14 protein-coding genes are annotated in these 15981 nt (G+C 61.8%); 5 read left to right on the forward strand and 9 right to left on the reverse strand.

From position 1 onward, the window contains the following. Positions 1-6 precede the first annotated feature (6 nt). The 4 genes from DFR37_RS06425 (at position 7) to DFR37_RS06440 (ending at position 3526) form a co-directional block, all read left to right on the forward strand. Entirely contained in the window at positions 7-1224 is a 1218-nt protein-coding gene (locus tag DFR37_RS06425) for a cytochrome P450 (protein ID WP_113932454.1), read from the forward strand. 110 nt (positions 1225-1334) lie between these two features. Beyond that, positions 1335-1658, forward strand: a complete 324-nt coding sequence (locus DFR37_RS06430) for a 2Fe-2S iron-sulfur cluster-binding protein (protein WP_245953996.1) — start codon at positions 1335-1337, stop codon at positions 1656-1658. 31 nt (positions 1659-1689) lie between these two features. After that, a complete protein-coding gene (locus tag DFR37_RS06435) occupies positions 1690-2286 on the forward strand; it encodes a MarR family winged helix-turn-helix transcriptional regulator (protein ID WP_170139840.1) in 597 nt (198 codons plus the stop codon). 16 nt (positions 2287-2302) lie between these two features. Beyond that, positions 2303-3526 (forward strand): NAD(P)/FAD-dependent oxidoreductase, encoded by a 1224-nt coding sequence (locus DFR37_RS06440; RefSeq protein WP_242341723.1) that lies wholly within the window; start codon positions 2303-2305, stop codon positions 3524-3526. A 16-nt stretch (positions 3527-3542) separates the two neighbouring features. Here the strand turns inward: DFR37_RS06440 and DFR37_RS06445 are convergent, their stop codons facing one another. Further along, positions 3543-4778 (reverse strand): CynX/NimT family MFS transporter, encoded by a 1236-nt coding sequence (locus DFR37_RS06445; RefSeq protein WP_113932374.1) that lies wholly within the window; start codon positions 4776-4778, stop codon positions 3543-3545. 167 nt (positions 4779-4945) lie between these two features. On the opposite strand from DFR37_RS06445, the gene DFR37_RS06450 reads away from it, so the two are divergent. After that, a complete protein-coding gene (locus DFR37_RS06450; protein WP_113932375.1) occupies positions 4946-6160 on the forward strand; it encodes an MFS transporter in 1215 nt (404 codons plus the stop codon). 182 nt (positions 6161-6342) lie between these two features. On the opposite strand, the gene DFR37_RS06460 is transcribed toward DFR37_RS06450, so the two are convergent. The 8 genes from DFR37_RS06460 to DFR37_RS06495 form a co-directional block, all read right to left on the reverse strand. Next, the gene (locus DFR37_RS06460; RefSeq protein ID WP_113932376.1) at positions 6343-7467 is read right to left on the reverse strand and encodes an ABC transporter permease; all 1125 of its coding nucleotides are present in this window, start codon (positions 7465-7467) and stop codon (positions 6343-6345) included. Further along, positions 7464-8603, reverse strand: a complete 1140-nt coding sequence (locus tag DFR37_RS06465) for an ABC transporter permease (protein WP_113932377.1) — start codon at positions 8601-8603, stop codon at positions 7464-7466. The genes DFR37_RS06460 and DFR37_RS06465 overlap by 4 nt, the downstream gene beginning before the upstream one ends. Then, positions 8600-10426 (reverse strand): ATP-binding cassette domain-containing protein, encoded by a 1827-nt coding sequence (locus tag DFR37_RS06470; RefSeq protein WP_113932378.1) that lies wholly within the window; start codon positions 10424-10426, stop codon positions 8600-8602. The genes DFR37_RS06465 and DFR37_RS06470 overlap by 4 nt, the downstream gene beginning before the upstream one ends. Next, on the reverse strand, positions 10423-11478 hold the full coding sequence (locus tag DFR37_RS06475) for an HlyD family secretion protein (protein WP_113932379.1): 1056 nt from the start codon (positions 11476-11478) through the stop codon (positions 10423-10425). Before DFR37_RS06475 ends, DFR37_RS06470 begins: the two co-directional genes overlap by 4 nt. Before the next feature lie 134 nt (positions 11479-11612). Beyond that, the gene (locus tag DFR37_RS06480; protein ID WP_113932380.1) at positions 11613-12206 is read right to left on the reverse strand and encodes a TetR/AcrR family transcriptional regulator; all 594 of its coding nucleotides are present in this window, start codon (positions 12204-12206) and stop codon (positions 11613-11615) included. A gap of 4 nt (positions 12207-12210) precedes the next feature. After that, complete coding sequence (locus tag DFR37_RS06485; protein ID WP_113932381.1) at positions 12211-12894, reverse strand: glutathione S-transferase family protein; 684 nt, start codon at positions 12892-12894, stop codon at positions 12211-12213. 64 nt (positions 12895-12958) lie between these two features. After that, on the reverse strand, positions 12959-14860 hold the full coding sequence (locus DFR37_RS06490) for an AMP-binding protein (RefSeq protein WP_113932382.1): 1902 nt from the start codon (positions 14858-14860) through the stop codon (positions 12959-12961). A gap of 34 nt (positions 14861-14894) precedes the next feature. After that, positions 14895-15905, reverse strand: coding sequence for an NADPH:quinone oxidoreductase family protein (locus DFR37_RS06495; RefSeq protein WP_113932383.1), 1011 nt, complete (start codon positions 15903-15905; stop codon positions 14895-14897). Positions 15906-15981 lie beyond the last annotated feature (76 nt).

Consider the following 15981-nt stretch of genomic DNA (forward strand, 5'->3'; position numbering starts at 1 on the left):
ATAGCCATGAGCGACACACAAACTTTAACCCGGGACGGAATCGACGCGCCGCGTCTTGATATCGACCCGTTTTCCGATGACTTTTTGAACATGCCTTATCCGTACCACGAGCGGATGCGCGAGGCGGGTCCGGTGGTCTGGCTGGAGCCCTACCAACTGTGGGGCGTGGCGCGCCACGAGGAGGTGCGGGCCGGGCTTAATGACTGGGAAAACTTCATTTCGTCGGCGGGCGTAGGCCTGGCCAATTTCCGCACGGAAAAGCCGTTTCGTCCTCCCAGCCTGATCCTGGAGGCCGACCCGCCGCAGCACACGCGTTCGCGCACAGTCCTGGCCCGCGTGCTGTCGCCGAAAATGATGCAGAAAGTCCGCGCCGATTTCGAAAAACAAGCCAACGAGCTTATCGATCGCCTGGTCGAGCAGGGCGAGTTCGACGCCATCAAGGACCTGGCCAAGGCTTATCCGCTGAAGGTGTTTCCGGATGCGGTGGGGCTGGCCGCAGAGGGCCGCGACAACCTGTTGCTGTACGGCGATATGGTGTTCAATGCATTCGGCCCGCGCAACCATGTGTTCCTTGATGCCGTGGGGCGCTACGAACCGGTGCGCGAGTGGATCATGAATCAATGCCAGCGCTCCGAATTGAGCCCCGACGGGTTCGGCGACCTGATTTACCAGGCCGCCGATGCGGGCGAGATCAAGCACGAAGAAGCCACCTTGCTGGTGCGCTCTTTATTGTCCGCGGGCGTGGACACCACCGTCAACGGCATCGGCAATGCCATGTATTGCCTGGCCCAGTTCCCCGAGCAGTACGACAAGCTGGTTGCAAACCCCACGCTGGCGCGCCAAACCTTTGAAGAGGCGCTGCGTTTTGAGTCGCCGGTGCAGACGTTTTTCCGGACAGTGAACCGGCCTATAGAGTTTGCCGGCACGCCGATGCTGGCCAATGACAAGGTCATTTTCTTCCTGGCCGCGGCCAATCGCGATGGACGCCAATGGAAGAATCCCGACGTGTTCGACATTGAACGCAAGCCGGTGGGGCATATGGCTTTTGGTTCGGGCATCCATGGCTGCGTGGGGCAGGCCGTGGCGCGGATGGAAGGCGAACTGATCTTCACCGCCATGACCAAGCGCGTCAAGCGCATTGAAATGCTGGGCGAGCCCACGCGGCGGTTGAACAATACGCTAAGGGCGCTGGAGTCCTTGCCAGTTCGTTTTGTTCCGCATTAAAGCGCATGCATGCCGGTGCGTCCAATTGGCGACGCGCCCGCATGCACGCATGGCGCCTTCGCTGAAGTCGGCGCTAACACATGATTGGCAAAGGCCAGAAGGATAGTGAAGTGGTTACCGTAAAGTATGTGGATCATCAAGGCACCGTTACAGAGCTGGAAGTCGCTGAAGGGACCAGCGTCATGCAGGCCGCGGTAAATAATGGCCTGGCGGGCATTGTGGGCGAATGCGGCGGCGCGGCCATGTGCGCAACCTGCCATGTGTATGTCGATGAAGCCGATATGGACAAATTCCCCGCCATCAGTGCGCCCGAGCAGGAAATGCTGGACTGCACCAGCAGTCCGCTGCGTCCGTCCAGCCGCCTGGGTTGCCAGCTGAAGCTGAAGGACGAGCATGGCGCCGTCACCGTCTACCTGCCGGAAACTCAGCAATAATGGCGGTTTTGCCCCACGAGATTTGTCGTTCATGAAGAATACCGCCCCTTCGGTTGCTGCGCGCGCCGCGAAAAAGCCTGGCAAGCCGAAAGCACCGCGCACGGCGGGCCCGGATTCGGGCTTCGTGCCCTCCGGCCTGGACCTGGAAAATTATGTGCCCGCTTATCTCACGTTTGTGACGACCAAGCTGGCCTCGGGGGCGGCTTCGACCTATCGCAAGCACTTCGACGTGGGCATAGAGATCTGGCGCGTGCTGGTCATGCTGGCGCTGGAAGAAAAAGTATCGGTCAATATGGTGTGCAAGCTCATCGGCATGGACAAGGGCTCGGTAAGCCGCTGCTTTAAAAGCATGTACGAAAAAGGCTTGGTGACCTTTTCCAGCGACCCCAGGGATGGCCGGGTGCGCTACGCCACGCTGACACCGGCCGGACGCGAAAAGCATGATCAGATCCAGGGCGTGGCGCTGGAGCGCCAGCGGGCGCTGCTGTCGTGCATCACGCCGGGCGAGGCCGAAATTTTGATTAAACTGCTGCATCGCCTGCACGGCAACCTGCCCGAGGTCGAGAAAGCGACGCGCGCATACGTGCACAAGCATGTCGAAGACACAGGCGCGCAGCAGGTCAAATAAAGAACTAAGGAATATTGTGGCAAAGAAGATTGTAGTAGTGGGCAGCGGCCATGCGGGAGCGCAGTTTTGCGCCAGCGTCATCGAATCCAAGGAAGATGTGCAGTTGGTGCTGGTCGGAGACGAAGCGCATTTGCCCTACCAGCGCCCGCCCTTGTCCAAGACCTACCTGAAAGACCCCCAGCCCGAAGCCGCGCTATTGCGGGCGGCCAGTTTCTATTCCGACAACAACACCGCACTGCAACTGGCCAGCAAGGCGGTCGACATCGACCGTCAGGGCAAGACCATCGGCCTGGCATCTGGCGAACGCCTTGCATACGACTGCCTGGTCCTGGCCATGGGCACCCGGGCTCGCACCTTGCCGCTGTTCGAAGGCGGCTACGACAATGTATTTACCTTGCGCACGCTGGATGACGCGCAGCGCCTGCGCGGCCGGCTGCAGGCCGCGCAAAATGTCCTGGTGATCGGCGGCGGCTTCATTGGGCTGGAAATTGCCGCCACCTCGGCGCAACTGGGCAAGGCAGTGACCCTGCTCGAAGCCGCGCCGCGGCTGCTGGGGCGCTCGTCGTCGCCTGAAATCTCGTCCTATCTGCTGGAAAAGCACCGCGCGACTGGCGTCGATATCCGGCTTCAAACCGCTGCGGACCGCATCGACGTGGCGGACAACAGCGTCCAGGGCGTCTGGGTTGGAGAAGATTACCTGCCCGCGGACATGGTCATCGTCGGCATCGGCGCTGTGCCCAACGACGAACTGGCGCGCCAGGCAGGCCTGGAGTGCGACAACGGCGTGGTGGTCGATGCTTACATGCGTACCAGCGACCCGGACATCCTGGCCATCGGCGATTGCACTGCCTTTCCCTCAGCGGCACTGGGCCGGCGCATCCGGCTTGAGTCCGTACAGAATGCCAACGACCAGGCGCGTTGCGCGGCGCTTACCGTTGCCGGCAAGCCCCAGGCCTATGCCGCCTTGCCGTGGTTTTGGTCCGACCAGGGCGCGGTGCGTATCCAGATTGCCGGTGTGCCCGAGCAGGACCATAAGCGTGTGGTTCGCGGCGACCCCGCCCAGGATAAATTCTCTGTGCTGTATTTCAAGGGCGATATCCTGACGTCGGCCGAAAGCATCAATTCAGCGGCCGACCATATCGCCGCCCGCAAGCTGATCACCTTGGGCACGGCCATTACACCCGCCCAGGCAGCCGATGCCGGCGTGCCGTTAAAAGACTTGATGAACAAGCCGGCATAAGCGGGGCGGGCGCCTGTCAGCTTTTTGCGTCCGCCTTGATGTAGCCTGCGCGCCCGGCCCCCATGCCGAAGATGCCGCCGCCAATAATAAAGGCGGCAAACAACAGGGCAACGCCGTTCCAGTCGCCTGTAAGCTCGTGCAGCAGCCCCAGCGCAAACGGGCCCACGGCGGCAATGGCGTAGCCCACGCCCTGGGCCATGCCCGACAATGCGGCCGCCACTTGCGGATTGGGCGAGCGCAGCACCAGCAGCGCCAGCGCAATGCTGAATACGCCGCCCAGGCCCAGGCCAAGCACAATGGACCAAACCCATACTTGCGCAAGCGGCGCGTAAATGAGGCCCATCATGCCGCTTAGCGACATGGTCAGCATCAGGACGATGGTGCTGCGCTGATCACGTCCCCGGGTTGCCATCCATGGGGCCAGCATCGAGCTGATAAGCTGGATTCCAAGAGAAATTGACAGTACCAGGCCGGCGGTGACCTGATTCAGGCCGCGATCGATAAGAATAAAGGGCAGCCACCCGAATACGCAGTACGCCACGGCCGATTGCAGGCCCATGAACAGCGTGACCTGCCAGGCCAGCAGGCTGGAACGCAGGCGGGGAGTCCGGCTGTACCGGCGCTCTTGCTGCGGCTGCCGGGGCGGAATATGCGGGCGCCAGACAAGGGCGGAAAGCAGGGCGGGTACCAGCCAGAAAGCCATAGCCCAGCGCCAGCTGCTGCCCGGAATGTTCTGCAAAGGCACTGTCGCGCCCGCTGCAATGGCCGCGCCCAGGCATAAAGCGGTGGAGTACAGGCTCATCATTACGCCGGCCTTGGACGGAAAATGATCTTTGATGATGCTGGGCAATAAAACCATAATGACGCTGATGCTGGCGCCTGAAATAAATGTGCCGGCAAAGAGCCCGGTAATGCCGAACAGGCTGCGCACGGCAATGCCCGCAGCCAGAACGAGCAGGGCCCACAGGATCAGGCGTTCGGCCGGCCAGTAGCGCAGCAGCCGGGGCACAAACGGGGCAAAGCCTGCGAAGCACAGGATGGGCAAGGTAATCAGCAGACCGCTGCCTGAACCCGAGAGGTCCAGGCTGGCCTGGACCGAATCCAGTACCGGCCCCAGGCTGATCAGAACGGGCCGCAGGTTGGCCGCCACGAAAAAGAGCGCCAAAATAAGCATAAGCTTGGGGCGCAAGGACCGGGACGCAGCGGCAGAAGCCGGCGGACGGGCGGCATTTTTTTGCTGATTACTTTGCATGATAATTGTTAGTGTACTTAGATTGCTGGCATTACGTTACAGTGTGCCACAAGATAATCGCCGCTGGCGTGCCTGCGCCGCCGCTTTGCGGCGTCGGGGTGCCGGGCCAGACAAGCGTTGCGGCTCTCATGATCTAATCCTTCAATTGCATCAGACAGTGAATACCGATGAACAGCATTACTTCAGCCGCCAGATCCACCAGCACCCACGGCAATCGCGTCGCCTACCTTGTGGTGGCGGCGGGCATGAGCGCGGCCCTGCATATCTGGAAGCTGCCCCCCGCTTTGCCCGAACTGCAAAAAGAAATGGGCCTGTCCCTGGTCGAATCGGGCTTCCTGCTGTCTTTGGTGCAGTTGGCCGGCATGACGCTGGGCTTGCTGATGGGTCTGTTCGCCGAAAAAATCGGTTTGCGCCGCTGTGTTGTCGTCGGGCTTGCGTTATTGGGCGCGGCATCGGCATTGGGTACCGTTGTTCATGACAAGAATGCGCTGTTGCTGTTTCGCGCGCTGGAAGGTTGCGGCTTTCTTATGGTTACGTTGCCAGGGCCCGCCCTTATTCGGCGCCTTGTCGAATCTTCGCACCTGAGCCGCATAATGGGCCTTTGGGGCACTTATATGCCCATAGGCACGGTCATTATTCTGTTGGCCGGCTCCTGGATATTAAGCGTGAGCAATTGGCGCATGTTATGGCTGCTGCTTGCCGGCGTCTCGTTCTTGATGCTGGCGGCGGTGGTTCGCTGGATCCCTTCCGATCCGCCCCGTGCCGCTGTTCAACCGGCCGATAAACAGAAGAACTCGGCGATGGCCATTATCAAGACCACACTGGCGTCCGGCAATGTCTGGCTGGTGGCGCTTAGCTTTGGCGCATATTCGGGCCAGTGGACTGCTGTAATCGGCTTTTTGCCTTCCATCTATGTAGCGGCCGGCATTTCGGGCACGACCGCCGGTGCGCTGACCGCCATCGTGGCCGGCGCCAACGCCGTCGGCAATGTGGCCGCCGGCCGCCTGCTGCATCGCGGGGTTCGGCCCAAGGTTCTGTTGTGTACCGGCTTCGCGGTCATGGCCCTGGGCGCGCTCTATGCTTTTGGCCTGAATCCATCCGCTACCGGCAAGTTCATCGCGGTGCTGCTCTTTTCGGGCGTGGGCGGCCTGGTGCCCACCACCTTGTTTCTATTGGCGATCAAGCTTGCGCCTTCAGTGCGCACCACATCCACTTCCATAGGATGGCTGCAGCAGTGTTCGGCCCTTGGCCAATTTTCCGGCCCGCCGGCCGTGGCCTGGGTGGTTACCGTGGCGGGCGGCTGGCAGTGGACCTGGGTCGCGACGGGCGCATGCGCCTTGGCCGGTATTGGCATGGCGCTGCTTCTGGGCCGAAAAACATAAGCCCAGCCGTTTCGCCTGGACGCAGCCGCGTTATAAGCCAGGGGCGCCAAGGTTGTATTCCAGAAGATCAAGGACCCGGTCGTCGCCGCCGGCGGCGTCATGGACGACGTGGTCAAGATGACCATATTCCTGACCCGAATCGGCAAAACGCGTCGTCAAGCCTAAGCGCGGAGGGTACGCAGCTATGCCAACCTATGCCGAAACAGCCACGCCGCCAGGGGCAGGGTGACGGCGGCGATGGCGATCAGTGGAAGAATGTCGCCGGCCAGGCTGCCCAGGCTTGCGCCTTCCAGATAAATGCGGTGCACCAGGTCGATGCCGTAGCGCAGCGGATTGATCGAGGTCAGCCATTGCATGGCTCGCGGCATGTTCTGGACCGGAGTTGCCAGGCCCGAAAGCAGCATGAGCGGCATGATCAGTACAAAGGTATACAGCATGGCCTGCTGCATGGTGGACGACAGCGCAGAAATGGAAAGGCCGATACCCACGACGGCAATGGTGAACAGCAACAAGCCCGCATACAGCGAAAGCAGCGATCCGGCCATGGGAATACGAAACCAGAACATGGAAATCAGCAGGATGAACGTGGATTGAATCAGTCCGACCAGGATGGGCGGCACAGCCTTGCCGACCATGATTTGCGTGGGCGTATAAGGGGCGACCAGGAGCTGGTCGAACGTGCCTTGTTCGCGTTCGCGCGCAACCGACAAGGCGGACAGCATCAGCGTCTGGATCATGCTGAGCGCGGCGATGAGCGCAGGCAGCATGAACCAGCGCGTGTCCAGATTGGGGTTGTACCAGGCGCGCGTTTCAATGGCCAATGCGGGGCCGTGCGCTTCATGCATACGGCGCCATTGCGTATTGAATTGATCGATGATGCCTGCCAGGTAGGCCCGGGCGCTATTGGCGGTGGCCGAGTTGCGGGCATCAATAATGACTTGCACCGGGGCCGGCTGCCCGGCGTGCAGCAGTTGTTCGAAGCGGGGGCCGATATGAATGACGGCCAGGACCCTTTGCGTGTCGATCACGTCGGCGATATCGGCTTCATTGCGTAGTGTGGCGCGGCGCTCGAATACGCCCGAGGCGTCCAGGCGCGCAACCAGCTGGGTTGACGCCGCGCTGTGGCTTTGGTCCAGCAAGGCATAGGACGCATGTTTGAGGTCGTAGGTGGCGGCGTAGCCGAAGATCAGCGACTCCACGATGACCGGCACCAGCAGCAGGGCGCGATTGGCCGGGTCCTTCAGGATGATCAGCAGTTCCTTGCGAAAAATATTCAACATGCGGGCGGCGAGGGCGGCGATGTTCATTCAAGACTCTTGCGGGTTTTGGCGCGAGCCAGGGCCATGAGGACGGCCGCATACAGCAGCAGTATGGCGCAGTTGCGAAGAATCAACGGCCAGATGTCGCCGGCCAGGAACAGGCTTTTCAACAGTTCCAGGTAATAGGTGGCGGGCAAGGCATGGCCCAGTGCGCGCACAACCGCGGGCATATTGCGCAGGTCGAACAGAAAGCCCGACAGCATAAGGGCGGGCAGGAAACTGATGATCAGGGCAAGCTGGCTGGCCATGAACTGGTTTTTGGTAACGGAAGAAATAAGCAGGCCAAGGCCAAGCGCAACCAGCAGATAAAGCACCGAGCTGGCAAAAAGAATGGCAAGAGAGCCGTAGATGGGTAAATGGAACAGGAATTTGGCCGCCAGCACGCACAGGAAAAGGCCGATCATGCCGACGCAGAAATAGGGAATGATTTTGGCAAGCAGAATTTCCATGGGGCGCACAGGGGTGACGAACAGCGACTCCAGCGTGCCGCGTTCCCACTCGCGCGCCATGACCAGTGCGGTCAGGAAGGCGCCTACCAGCGTGGCAATCAGTACGATCAGGCCGGGCACCAGGAACCAGGTGCTGGTGTTGGCGGCGTTGAACCACAGGCGCGCTTCCATGGTGGCAATGCCCGCCGGTGAAGATGCGCCGCCCTGGCGATCATCCAGGCGCGCTTGTTCAAGCGCCAGCGCGCCTTCGATATAGCCTTGTATCGTGCGGGCCCGGTTGGCATCGCTGCCGTGCACGATAAGCTGGATACGCCCCTGGCCCAATGCCAGCTGCCGCGAAAAATCCGCGGGCAGGTGGACGATGGCGTCGACCTGACGCTGTTCCATCAGCTTTTCCGCTTCCTGCATATTCTTGGTTATAAGCGGTGCGATATAGGGCGACAGCAGCAAGCCCGATACGGCATCGCGGGCCGTGGGCGAGTCGTCTTGCATAACGACGGCGACCGGTGCATTTTTTACATCGAAGCTCAGGCCATAGCCGAAAATAAGTATCAGCACGATCGGCAGGCCCAGCCCTATCAACAGATTGCTGCGGTCGCGCAGCAGCTGGCGTGTTTCTTTCAGCGTCAACGCCTGCAGCCGCCGCCAAAAGCCATTGCGCTTGGCAGCTGTCATGATGCGCCTTCTTCCGCTGCCGCGGTGGACGGGTGGGCTGTACCGGAAGCGTCTTCATCGGCGTCCTGCCTGCGTGCGCGTTCGACGATATCTATGAAGGCCTGCTCCATCGTGATCTGAGCACCCTGGGCGTTGCCGGCCTGCCGGCGGATTTCCAGCGGCGTGCCCATGGCAAGAATACGGCCGGCGTCCTGAATGACGACGCGGTCGCAGTATTCCGCTTCTTCCATGAAGTGCGTGGTGATGACAACGGTCGTGCCCTGTTCGGCCAGGGCGGTAATGCGCCGCCAGAATTCGCGGCGTGCCAGCGGGTCGGCGCCGCTGGTTGGCTCGTCGAGAAACAGGATGTCGGGCTCATGCAATAAACCCGCAGCCATGGCCAGGCGCTGCTTGAAGCCTCCCGGCAATTGGCCAGCGGCGGCGCGGCTGTGCTCGCGCAGCTGGAATTGATCCATGGCCGCTTCAATGCGCTCGCGCAGGCGTTTGCCATACAGGCCGTATGCGCCGCCGAAGAACACCAGGTTTTCCTGGACCGACAGGTTGCCGTACAGGGCAAACCGCTGTGCGACATAGCCGATTTTTAGGCGGGCCTGGGCGCCAGCCGTGCGCAGGTTGTTGCCGGCCACTTTGAGCTCGCCGCTGGTGGCGGGAAGCAACCCGCAAAGCATGCGGAAAGTGGTGGTCTTGCCCGCGCCGTTAGGGCCGAGCAGGCCGAAGATTTCACCGCGCCGCACGTTGAACGTGGTGTTGTCCACGGCAACGAAGTCGCCGAACTTGCGCACCAGATTCTTGACTTCAATGACGGTGTCGCCAGCGGCGTGCTCCGCTGGCGCACGTTCGGACGCCGGGGCAGGGGCGTGAGGCCGTGCATCTGGCTGGCCTTGTGTGCGCAGCATCACCATAAAGCCATCTTCGAGTGTCGGCGGGGTGCTCGTATGGCTGGCATGATCGAGTACGGCGGCAAGCGCGGGGTCGCCCTGTTGCACGGCGCGGGCAGAGCGGATGAAATGAACCTGACCTGCGCGCGGGACGGCATCCAGCGTTTCTGGCGCGTCCAGTAGCCGGACTTGCAGGCTGCGGGCCGGCTGGTTCGGCGCGGGCGTGGCCAGGAAGCACAGACCGCCGGCTTTTTGGCTGATGGTTTGCGGCGCGCCCTGGGCCAGGAGCTGACCCTGATGCAGCACCACGACATGGGAACAGCGCGCGGCTTCGTCCAGATACGACGTGCTGATCAGCACGGCCAGGCCTTCCTTCTGCACCAGGTGCTCCAGGATTTCCCACAGATCTCGCCGCGACAAGGGGTCGACCCCGGCGGTCGGCTCATCAAGCAAAAGCAGCTCGGGCGAACGCACCAGCGTGCACGCCAGGCCGAGCTTTTGTTTCATGCCGCCCGAAAGCTTCCCCGCCAGGCGTCCGGTGAAACGGCCCAGATCGGTCATTTCCATCAGGCGCGCATAGCGCGGCCCTCGTTCGTTGCGCGGCACGCCGTGCAGGTCGGCGTAGAGATCGAGGTTCTCTTGCACGCTCAGGTCGTCGTACAGGCCAAAGCGCTGGGGCATATAGCTGATGCGGTCTTGTACGGACTGGGGGTGGGCGGCCACATCAAGCCCAAATACGCTCAATTCGCCATGGCTGGCGTGCATGAGGCCGGCCGCCAGGCGCAACATGGTGGTTTTGCCGGCGGCGTCGGGACCCACCAGCGCACTCAGGGCGCTCGCTTGCGCCTCGAACGAGACATCGTCCAACGCGGTTTGTCGCAAGCCCTTGGCCAGAAAATGCTTGCTCAGGCCGCGCGCCGAAAGGGCCGGGGCTGGCGAGTTCATGGCCGCTGCGATCCGGGCGTTGAGGGCGCGGCCGCGCCATCCGCGTCCTTGCCGGTCATGGACAGGCTTACGGTTACGGGCATGCCGAGCCGCAGGCGATTATCCGGATCATCGACATTGATGCGGATTTCGTAGACCAGGCTGGTGCGCAGGTCTTCGGTCTGGACCGTTTTGGGGGTGAACTCGGCAACCGAAGAGATATAGCCCACCCGCCCCGGCAAGGCCTGTTCGGGATGGCTGTCGGTTAGCACCTGGGCCGCCTGCCCCGGTTGTACGTTGCCAAGCTCGGTTTCGGGAATATAGGCGCGTACCCATTTCGGGCTGGTCAATGCCAGGGTATAGGCGGGGCGTTGCGGCGAAGCCATGTCGCCCGGCTCGAGCAGGCGGCTGCGTACTGTTGCATCGGCCGGCGCCTTGAGCTTGGCGTCGGCCAGTTGCTGGCGGACCAGGGCCAGGTCGGCCTGCGCGGCGGCCAATTGAGCCCGGGCCTGGCCGATAGCCTCTTGGCGAGGGCCGGCGATGGCCAGTTCCAGGGCCTTGTTGGCTCGGTTTAACTGGGCCAGTGCGACGGCTTGGTCGGCGCGGGCGGCGTCCAGTTGTTCGCGGCTGACGGCCTGGCCTTTTGTGCGTGCCGTGGCATCGCGCAAACGTTGGTATTGCTGCCTGGCTTGATCCGCACGGGCCTGGGCGGCGGCGGTTTCGGCTCGCGCCTGGGCAATTTCTTCGGGCCGGCTGCCGGCCTCCAGGCTTTGCAACGCTTGTTGCTGGACGTTGGCCTGCGCTTGGGCCCGCGCCAGCCGCAGCGTGAGTACGGTCGTGTCCAGCGCGGCCAGCACCTGGTTGGCCTTGATCTGGTCGCCTTCGGCAGCCAGCATCTGCTCTACCCGTTCGCTGGAATTGAAAGCCAGCGAGATCTGCCGCAGGTCGACGTTGCCGTACAAGATAAGGCTATTAGGATTGGGCTTGACAGCAAGCAGCCACCAGGCCAGTGCGGCGGCGATGGCAAGAGCGGCGATAACGGCAAGGGCTACGACGGGCTTGGCTTTGTTCATGTGTACGCGCCTTTATGGATCGTTTCACATAGCTGGAAGGGCTTGTAAAGTGTAGCCCCTAATTGCAGCAATCGTGTGAGGCAATCGCGGCGCAAACACCGAGCGTTTGCGGTTGGAACTTGCGGGAATCTTTGCTACAAGCCGTTAAGGCCGTTCAGGAACATGCTTGCTATCAGCGCTGCGAGCTCATCCGGCTTTATCGACCCCGACGGTTTATACCAGACGTGAATCCAGTTCGTCATGCCGAAGTACAGCATGGCGATGGCGCTGACATTCTTGGGCGTGATCTGGATGTCGGGCCGCAAATCCCGGATCAATGCCAGCATGTGGTTGATGATGCGGTGCTGGATGGCGGAGACCGAGCGCATGGCGGTTTTGTTAAGGTGTCGCGTCTGGTTCAGCAAGACCGCAATTTCATCGGGCGTGCTGATGTATTCGTTGACCAGGGTGGCGGTCATGGCGTGGAATTTTTCTTGGGGCGTGCCCGCGGCTTTGGTGGCGGCCTCGACCTTGACGGCCAGGTCCTCGATCCTCCATTCAATCAGCCCCTGCAGGATGGCATGCTTGGAGCGGTGGTAATGGTAGAGCGACGATTTCTTGATGCCGCATTGTTCGGCGATGTCTTCCAGCAGGGTCTCGCTATAGCCCTGCCGGGCAAAGAGCGCGGCCGCGGCATGCAGAATGTCTTTCTTGCGGTCTTCGTAGTCGGCGGCTTGGGGGCGGGCCATACTGTTAGTTGCCTTGCGACGCAGACTGCTGTTTTTTCAGGGCGCGGCCGGCTTCGTGGCGGTCGGCTTCGACACGCCGCGTACTCGGGCGTTCGGCCAGGCGCTCCAGGTAGCCTGGCAGCGCAGGCAGGTGCCGGCCCAGGAATTCTTCTTGGCCCAGGATCTTCAGCATGCGGCGTATGGTGCTTAGATGCACCCAGGCGGCGGCGTCGGCGTGCGTATAGCGCTCGCCGCAAAGCCATTGCTGCAGATTCGCACGCCGCTCAAGCGTGCGCAGGCCTTTTTCCAGGTTTTTCAGGGCTTCCTCCAGCTCATCCTGGTTCAGCGTCTTGCCCCAGAACGCGGCCGGATAGACCGGGCGCACGGCGGCGTCCAGGTAAAGCTCGATGTACTGGATCAGCTCGCGGCAATGGGCGCGTTCGATAGGGTTTGCAGGAAATAGCGAGGCGCTGGTTTGCGGACGGATGTCCTCGAGGTATTCGACGATGGCCTGCGATTCGTAGATGTTGCCGTCGGCAGTGTGAAGAAACGGGATTTTTCCGCTGGGGCTGCCCGACTCGGGCCAATTGCCGGCGCCAGGCATAAAGGGAACTTCTTCAAAAGGCAGATCCAGCTCGATCAGGGCGATCTTGATTTTGTTGTAGTAGCTGCTGAAGGGCGAACCGAAAATGCAAAGCCTGGAAGACATGGTGGGATCTCGAGTTAAAAAACAGGGCCGCCGGAGCGGCAAAACCGCCCGCCTTGATGCCGTATTATCGGGTTGCACCGAAAAGCAGGCAATCGCCTTCGCTGCCGTTGGCGCGATACATGCGGTCCACCGCAGCGGCGCGTACCTTCAGAACACCGCGCTGGTTGATATGCCCTTTGTCGGTGATTTCGCTTTCATCCAGGCTTGGCGGTCTATCGAGTATCAAGGCACGGGCAATATAGGTGCTGCTTGCCGGGAAAATCGCATTGTAGTGCTGTATGCGCTTGTTGATTGCCGCCAGCACATCGGGATGCTGCGCGATTTGCGCCTGCGCTGCCTCGGCAAGCCCGGGAAAGGTCTTGCGTACCTGTGCAAGGTTAAGGAACAGCAGCGCGCCAAGTTCGTGCAGGTTCGGCGCGGCCAGCACTACATCGCTGACCAAAGGATGCAGCTCTTCCAGAAGGCGTTCGCGCACGTTGGCCACCGAGACCCATGTGCCGGTGGAAAGCTTGAAGTTCTCCGATAGGCGGCCGGCATACAGCAAGCCGTGCTCGGGTTGTTTATCGTCGATGAAGACGACAGCGTCGCCCGTTATCAAAAAGCCTTCTTCGTCGAACGAGGCTTGATTGGCCTCGGGGTCGCGGAAATAGCCTGGTGTGATGTTGTCGCCGCGAAAGCGGATTTCGTAGCGATCTTCGTCGGGAATGAGCTTGGCTTCGACCCCTGGGCCGGGCAGCCCCAAGGTGCCCAACGACTGCGAAGGCCACCACCCCAGTGTGGCGGGCATGGTGGTCTCGGTCGAGCCCAGCGAAGACGTAACGGGAATCCGCTGCCCGGTTGCCTGGACGCTTAGCTGTTCCAGTTTGAGCAAGGTGGTGGGAAGCAGCGCGGCGCCGCCGTAGATGATGACTTGCAGATTGGGGAAGATCTCGGCGGCAATGGAAGGATCTTCTTCCATGCAGGCCACCAGCATGTCCAGCCCGCGGGGCACATTGACCATGACGTTGGGGCGGATCTCGCGCAGATGGCGGACGCTGCGGCCGATGAGCTGCGGCACGGGCTTGCCATCGTCGATATACAGAGTGCCGCCGTGGCGCAGCACCATGCTGAAGCTGCCGTGGGTGCCCGCGGTGTGGTTCCAGGGCAGCCAGTCGAGCATGGTCAGCGGCTCGTCGGCCAGGAAGGGCCATACCTGGTCCCACAATACCCCTGATGCCAGGATGTTGCGCTGTGTCATGACGACGGCCTTGGGGACGCCGGTGGAGCCGGAAGTCAGCAATAGCCTGGCCGTGGCGTCAGGCGTTACGCGGGCATAGGCCTGTTCGACGTCGGCGCTTGGGGGCGTGCCCAGCGCTTCGTCGAAACAGGCGTCGACCAAAGCATGGGTGGCGGCATCGCTAAGGATAATGGCGTTGCATAGCGGCTTGGCCACCGACAGCGCCTTGCCGAAGCGCTGGGCATCGGCGGCATAGATGACGGCGGGTTCGAACCGCTGGGTAAGATCGCGGATCTTGGCGCAGGTTTCCGACATCAGGCTGTAGGCGGCCGAAAGCGGCATGACGGGAATGCCGATTTGCATGGCGGCCAATTGCAGCAGTGCATGATTGATGCCGTTTTCGCTGAGTACGAAGATGGGGCGGTCGTCGGGTACGTTCCGGTCGATCAGCCACTGGGACAATGCGTCGACGCTGGCCCGCGCCTGGGCGTAGCTGATGCGTTTCCAGCCGTCGCCTTCGGGCTCGGCCAGGAAAGTCTGCAGCGGGCGTTCCTGCGCGTGTTTGCGCAGGTAGTCGCACAGTTGCTGTACGGGCAGGGGCTGCAGCGGCTGTTTGTTGGTCAGCAGAATAGCCCCGTCGTCCCGGGTCTCCAGCGCTATTTCAACCGGAGCGAAGCGCACGGGCCGGAATGGCGCGTTGGGTCGCTGCGCATTGATGTCGGCGGCGAGATCGTGATGGCTGATTGTCATGGGTGTCTCAAGTTTCTTTAATGCGCAGGCTGAATCAGGAAAGGCTCAGCACAACTTTTGTGCCGCGCGGCGCCGTCGAATAGCGGTCCCAGACTTGCGTGAAATTGTCGGCCGGAACGATTTCGCAGGGCAGGGGGTTTAACGCGCCCAGGCTCATGATGTCGAACATGTCGGCCAGTTGCCGGGCAAAGGCGGCGGTTTCGTGGATCAGCAGCCCGCCGCAATAGACGCCGATGACGGCCGCGCCCTTGAGCAGCAAGAGATTGGTCGGGATACGCGGTATGTCGCCGGCGGCAAAGCCGATGACCAAGAGGCGGCCGCGCCAGGCCAGATTGCGTACCGCCGCTTCGGTATGGTGGTCGCCCACAGGGTCGACGACGATGTCGGCGCCCTGCTTTCCCAGCAAGATGCGCAGCCCGTCTTTCAGATTTTCACGGCCTACGTTGTGGCAGGTATTGCTGGCGGCGTGGGCGAGGTTGAAGGTGCCGTCCTTTTGGCGCTCGACCGTGTAGACATCGGCCTGGTAGTGGCTTGCGATTTGCACGCAGGCCTGGCCTACGGCACCGTTGGCGCCCAGTACCAGCACGCGTTCGCCGCGTTGCAGATGGGCGCGGTCCACCAGTCCGTGATAGGCCGTCAGGTGCGAATTGATGGATGCCACGGCACCGGCAAGATCGACATTGGCCGGTACGGCCACCAGCCTGTCGGCCGGTGCGAGCAGTTGCGTGGCCCAGGCGCCTACGACGCCGCTCGAGACGATCTTGTCGCCGGGACGAAAAGCGGTGACTCCGGGCCCTACGCTGCGTATGATGCCGGCGGCGTCCAGGCCGGGAACGAAGGGCAGCGCGGGTTTTTCCTGGTAACGGCCTTGCACCAGCAAGTGGTCGGTGAAATTGAAGGCGGCGTACTGGATATCGATAAGGACTTCGCCTGTGCCGGGCTCGCCGGCGGCGTGGCATGCCTCGCAAACAATGGAAGGCGGGTTGCCAAAGCCATGGCAGGCCAGCGCGTAATGGGGCTTGCCGGAAGTGGTGTCGAGTTTCATGTGCTTCTTGTACGGGATACGTCCTTTGCAGGCTGTGGGTGCGCTTCCTTGCGAAGGCGCGCCCACAGCCCGGAAT

The organism is Eoetvoesiella caeni, from assembly GCF_003315175.1.
GTDB lineage: Bacteria > Pseudomonadota > Gammaproteobacteria > Burkholderiales > Burkholderiaceae_B > Eoetvoesia > Eoetvoesia caeni.

What these genes read in the sequence shown, in the direction of transcription:
- DFR37_RS06470 (WP_113932378.1), bottom strand. Translation starts at nt 10,426, where the DNA reads ATGAACTCGCCAGCCCCGGCCCTTTCGGCGCGCGGCCTGAGCAAGCAT.
- DFR37_RS06485 (WP_113932381.1), bottom strand. Translation starts at nt 12,894, where the DNA reads ATGTCTTCCAGGCTTTGCATTTTCGGTTCGCCCTTCAGCAGCTACTAC.
- DFR37_RS06465 (WP_113932377.1), bottom strand. Translation starts at nt 8,603, where the DNA reads ATGACAGCTGCCAAGCGCAATGGCTTTTGGCGGCGGCTGCAGGCGTTG.
- DFR37_RS06445 (WP_113932374.1), bottom strand. Translation starts at nt 4,778, where the DNA reads ATGCAAAGTAATCAGCAAAAAAATGCCGCCCGTCCGCCGGCTTCTGCC.
- DFR37_RS06450 (WP_113932375.1), top strand. Translation starts at nt 4,946, where the DNA reads ATGAACAGCATTACTTCAGCCGCCAGATCCACCAGCACCCACGGCAAT.
- DFR37_RS06495 (WP_113932383.1), bottom strand. Translation starts at nt 15,905, where the DNA reads ATGAAACTCGACACCACTTCCGGCAAGCCCCATTACGCGCTGGCCTGC.
- DFR37_RS06480 (WP_113932380.1), bottom strand. Translation starts at nt 12,206, where the DNA reads ATGGCCCGCCCCCAAGCCGCCGACTACGAAGACCGCAAGAAAGACATT.
- DFR37_RS06435 (WP_170139840.1), top strand. Translation starts at nt 1,690, where the DNA reads ATGAAGAATACCGCCCCTTCGGTTGCTGCGCGCGCCGCGAAAAAGCCT.
- DFR37_RS06490 (WP_113932382.1), bottom strand. Translation starts at nt 14,860, where the DNA reads ATGACAATCAGCCATCACGATCTCGCCGCCGACATCAATGCGCAGCGA.
- DFR37_RS06425 (WP_113932454.1), top strand. Translation starts at nt 7, where the DNA reads ATGAGCGACACACAAACTTTAACCCGGGACGGAATCGACGCGCCGCGT.
- DFR37_RS06475 (WP_113932379.1), bottom strand. Translation starts at nt 11,478, where the DNA reads ATGAACAAAGCCAAGCCCGTCGTAGCCCTTGCCGTTATCGCCGCTCTT.
- DFR37_RS06460 (WP_113932376.1), bottom strand. Translation starts at nt 7,467, where the DNA reads ATGAACATCGCCGCCCTCGCCGCCCGCATGTTGAATATTTTTCGCAAG.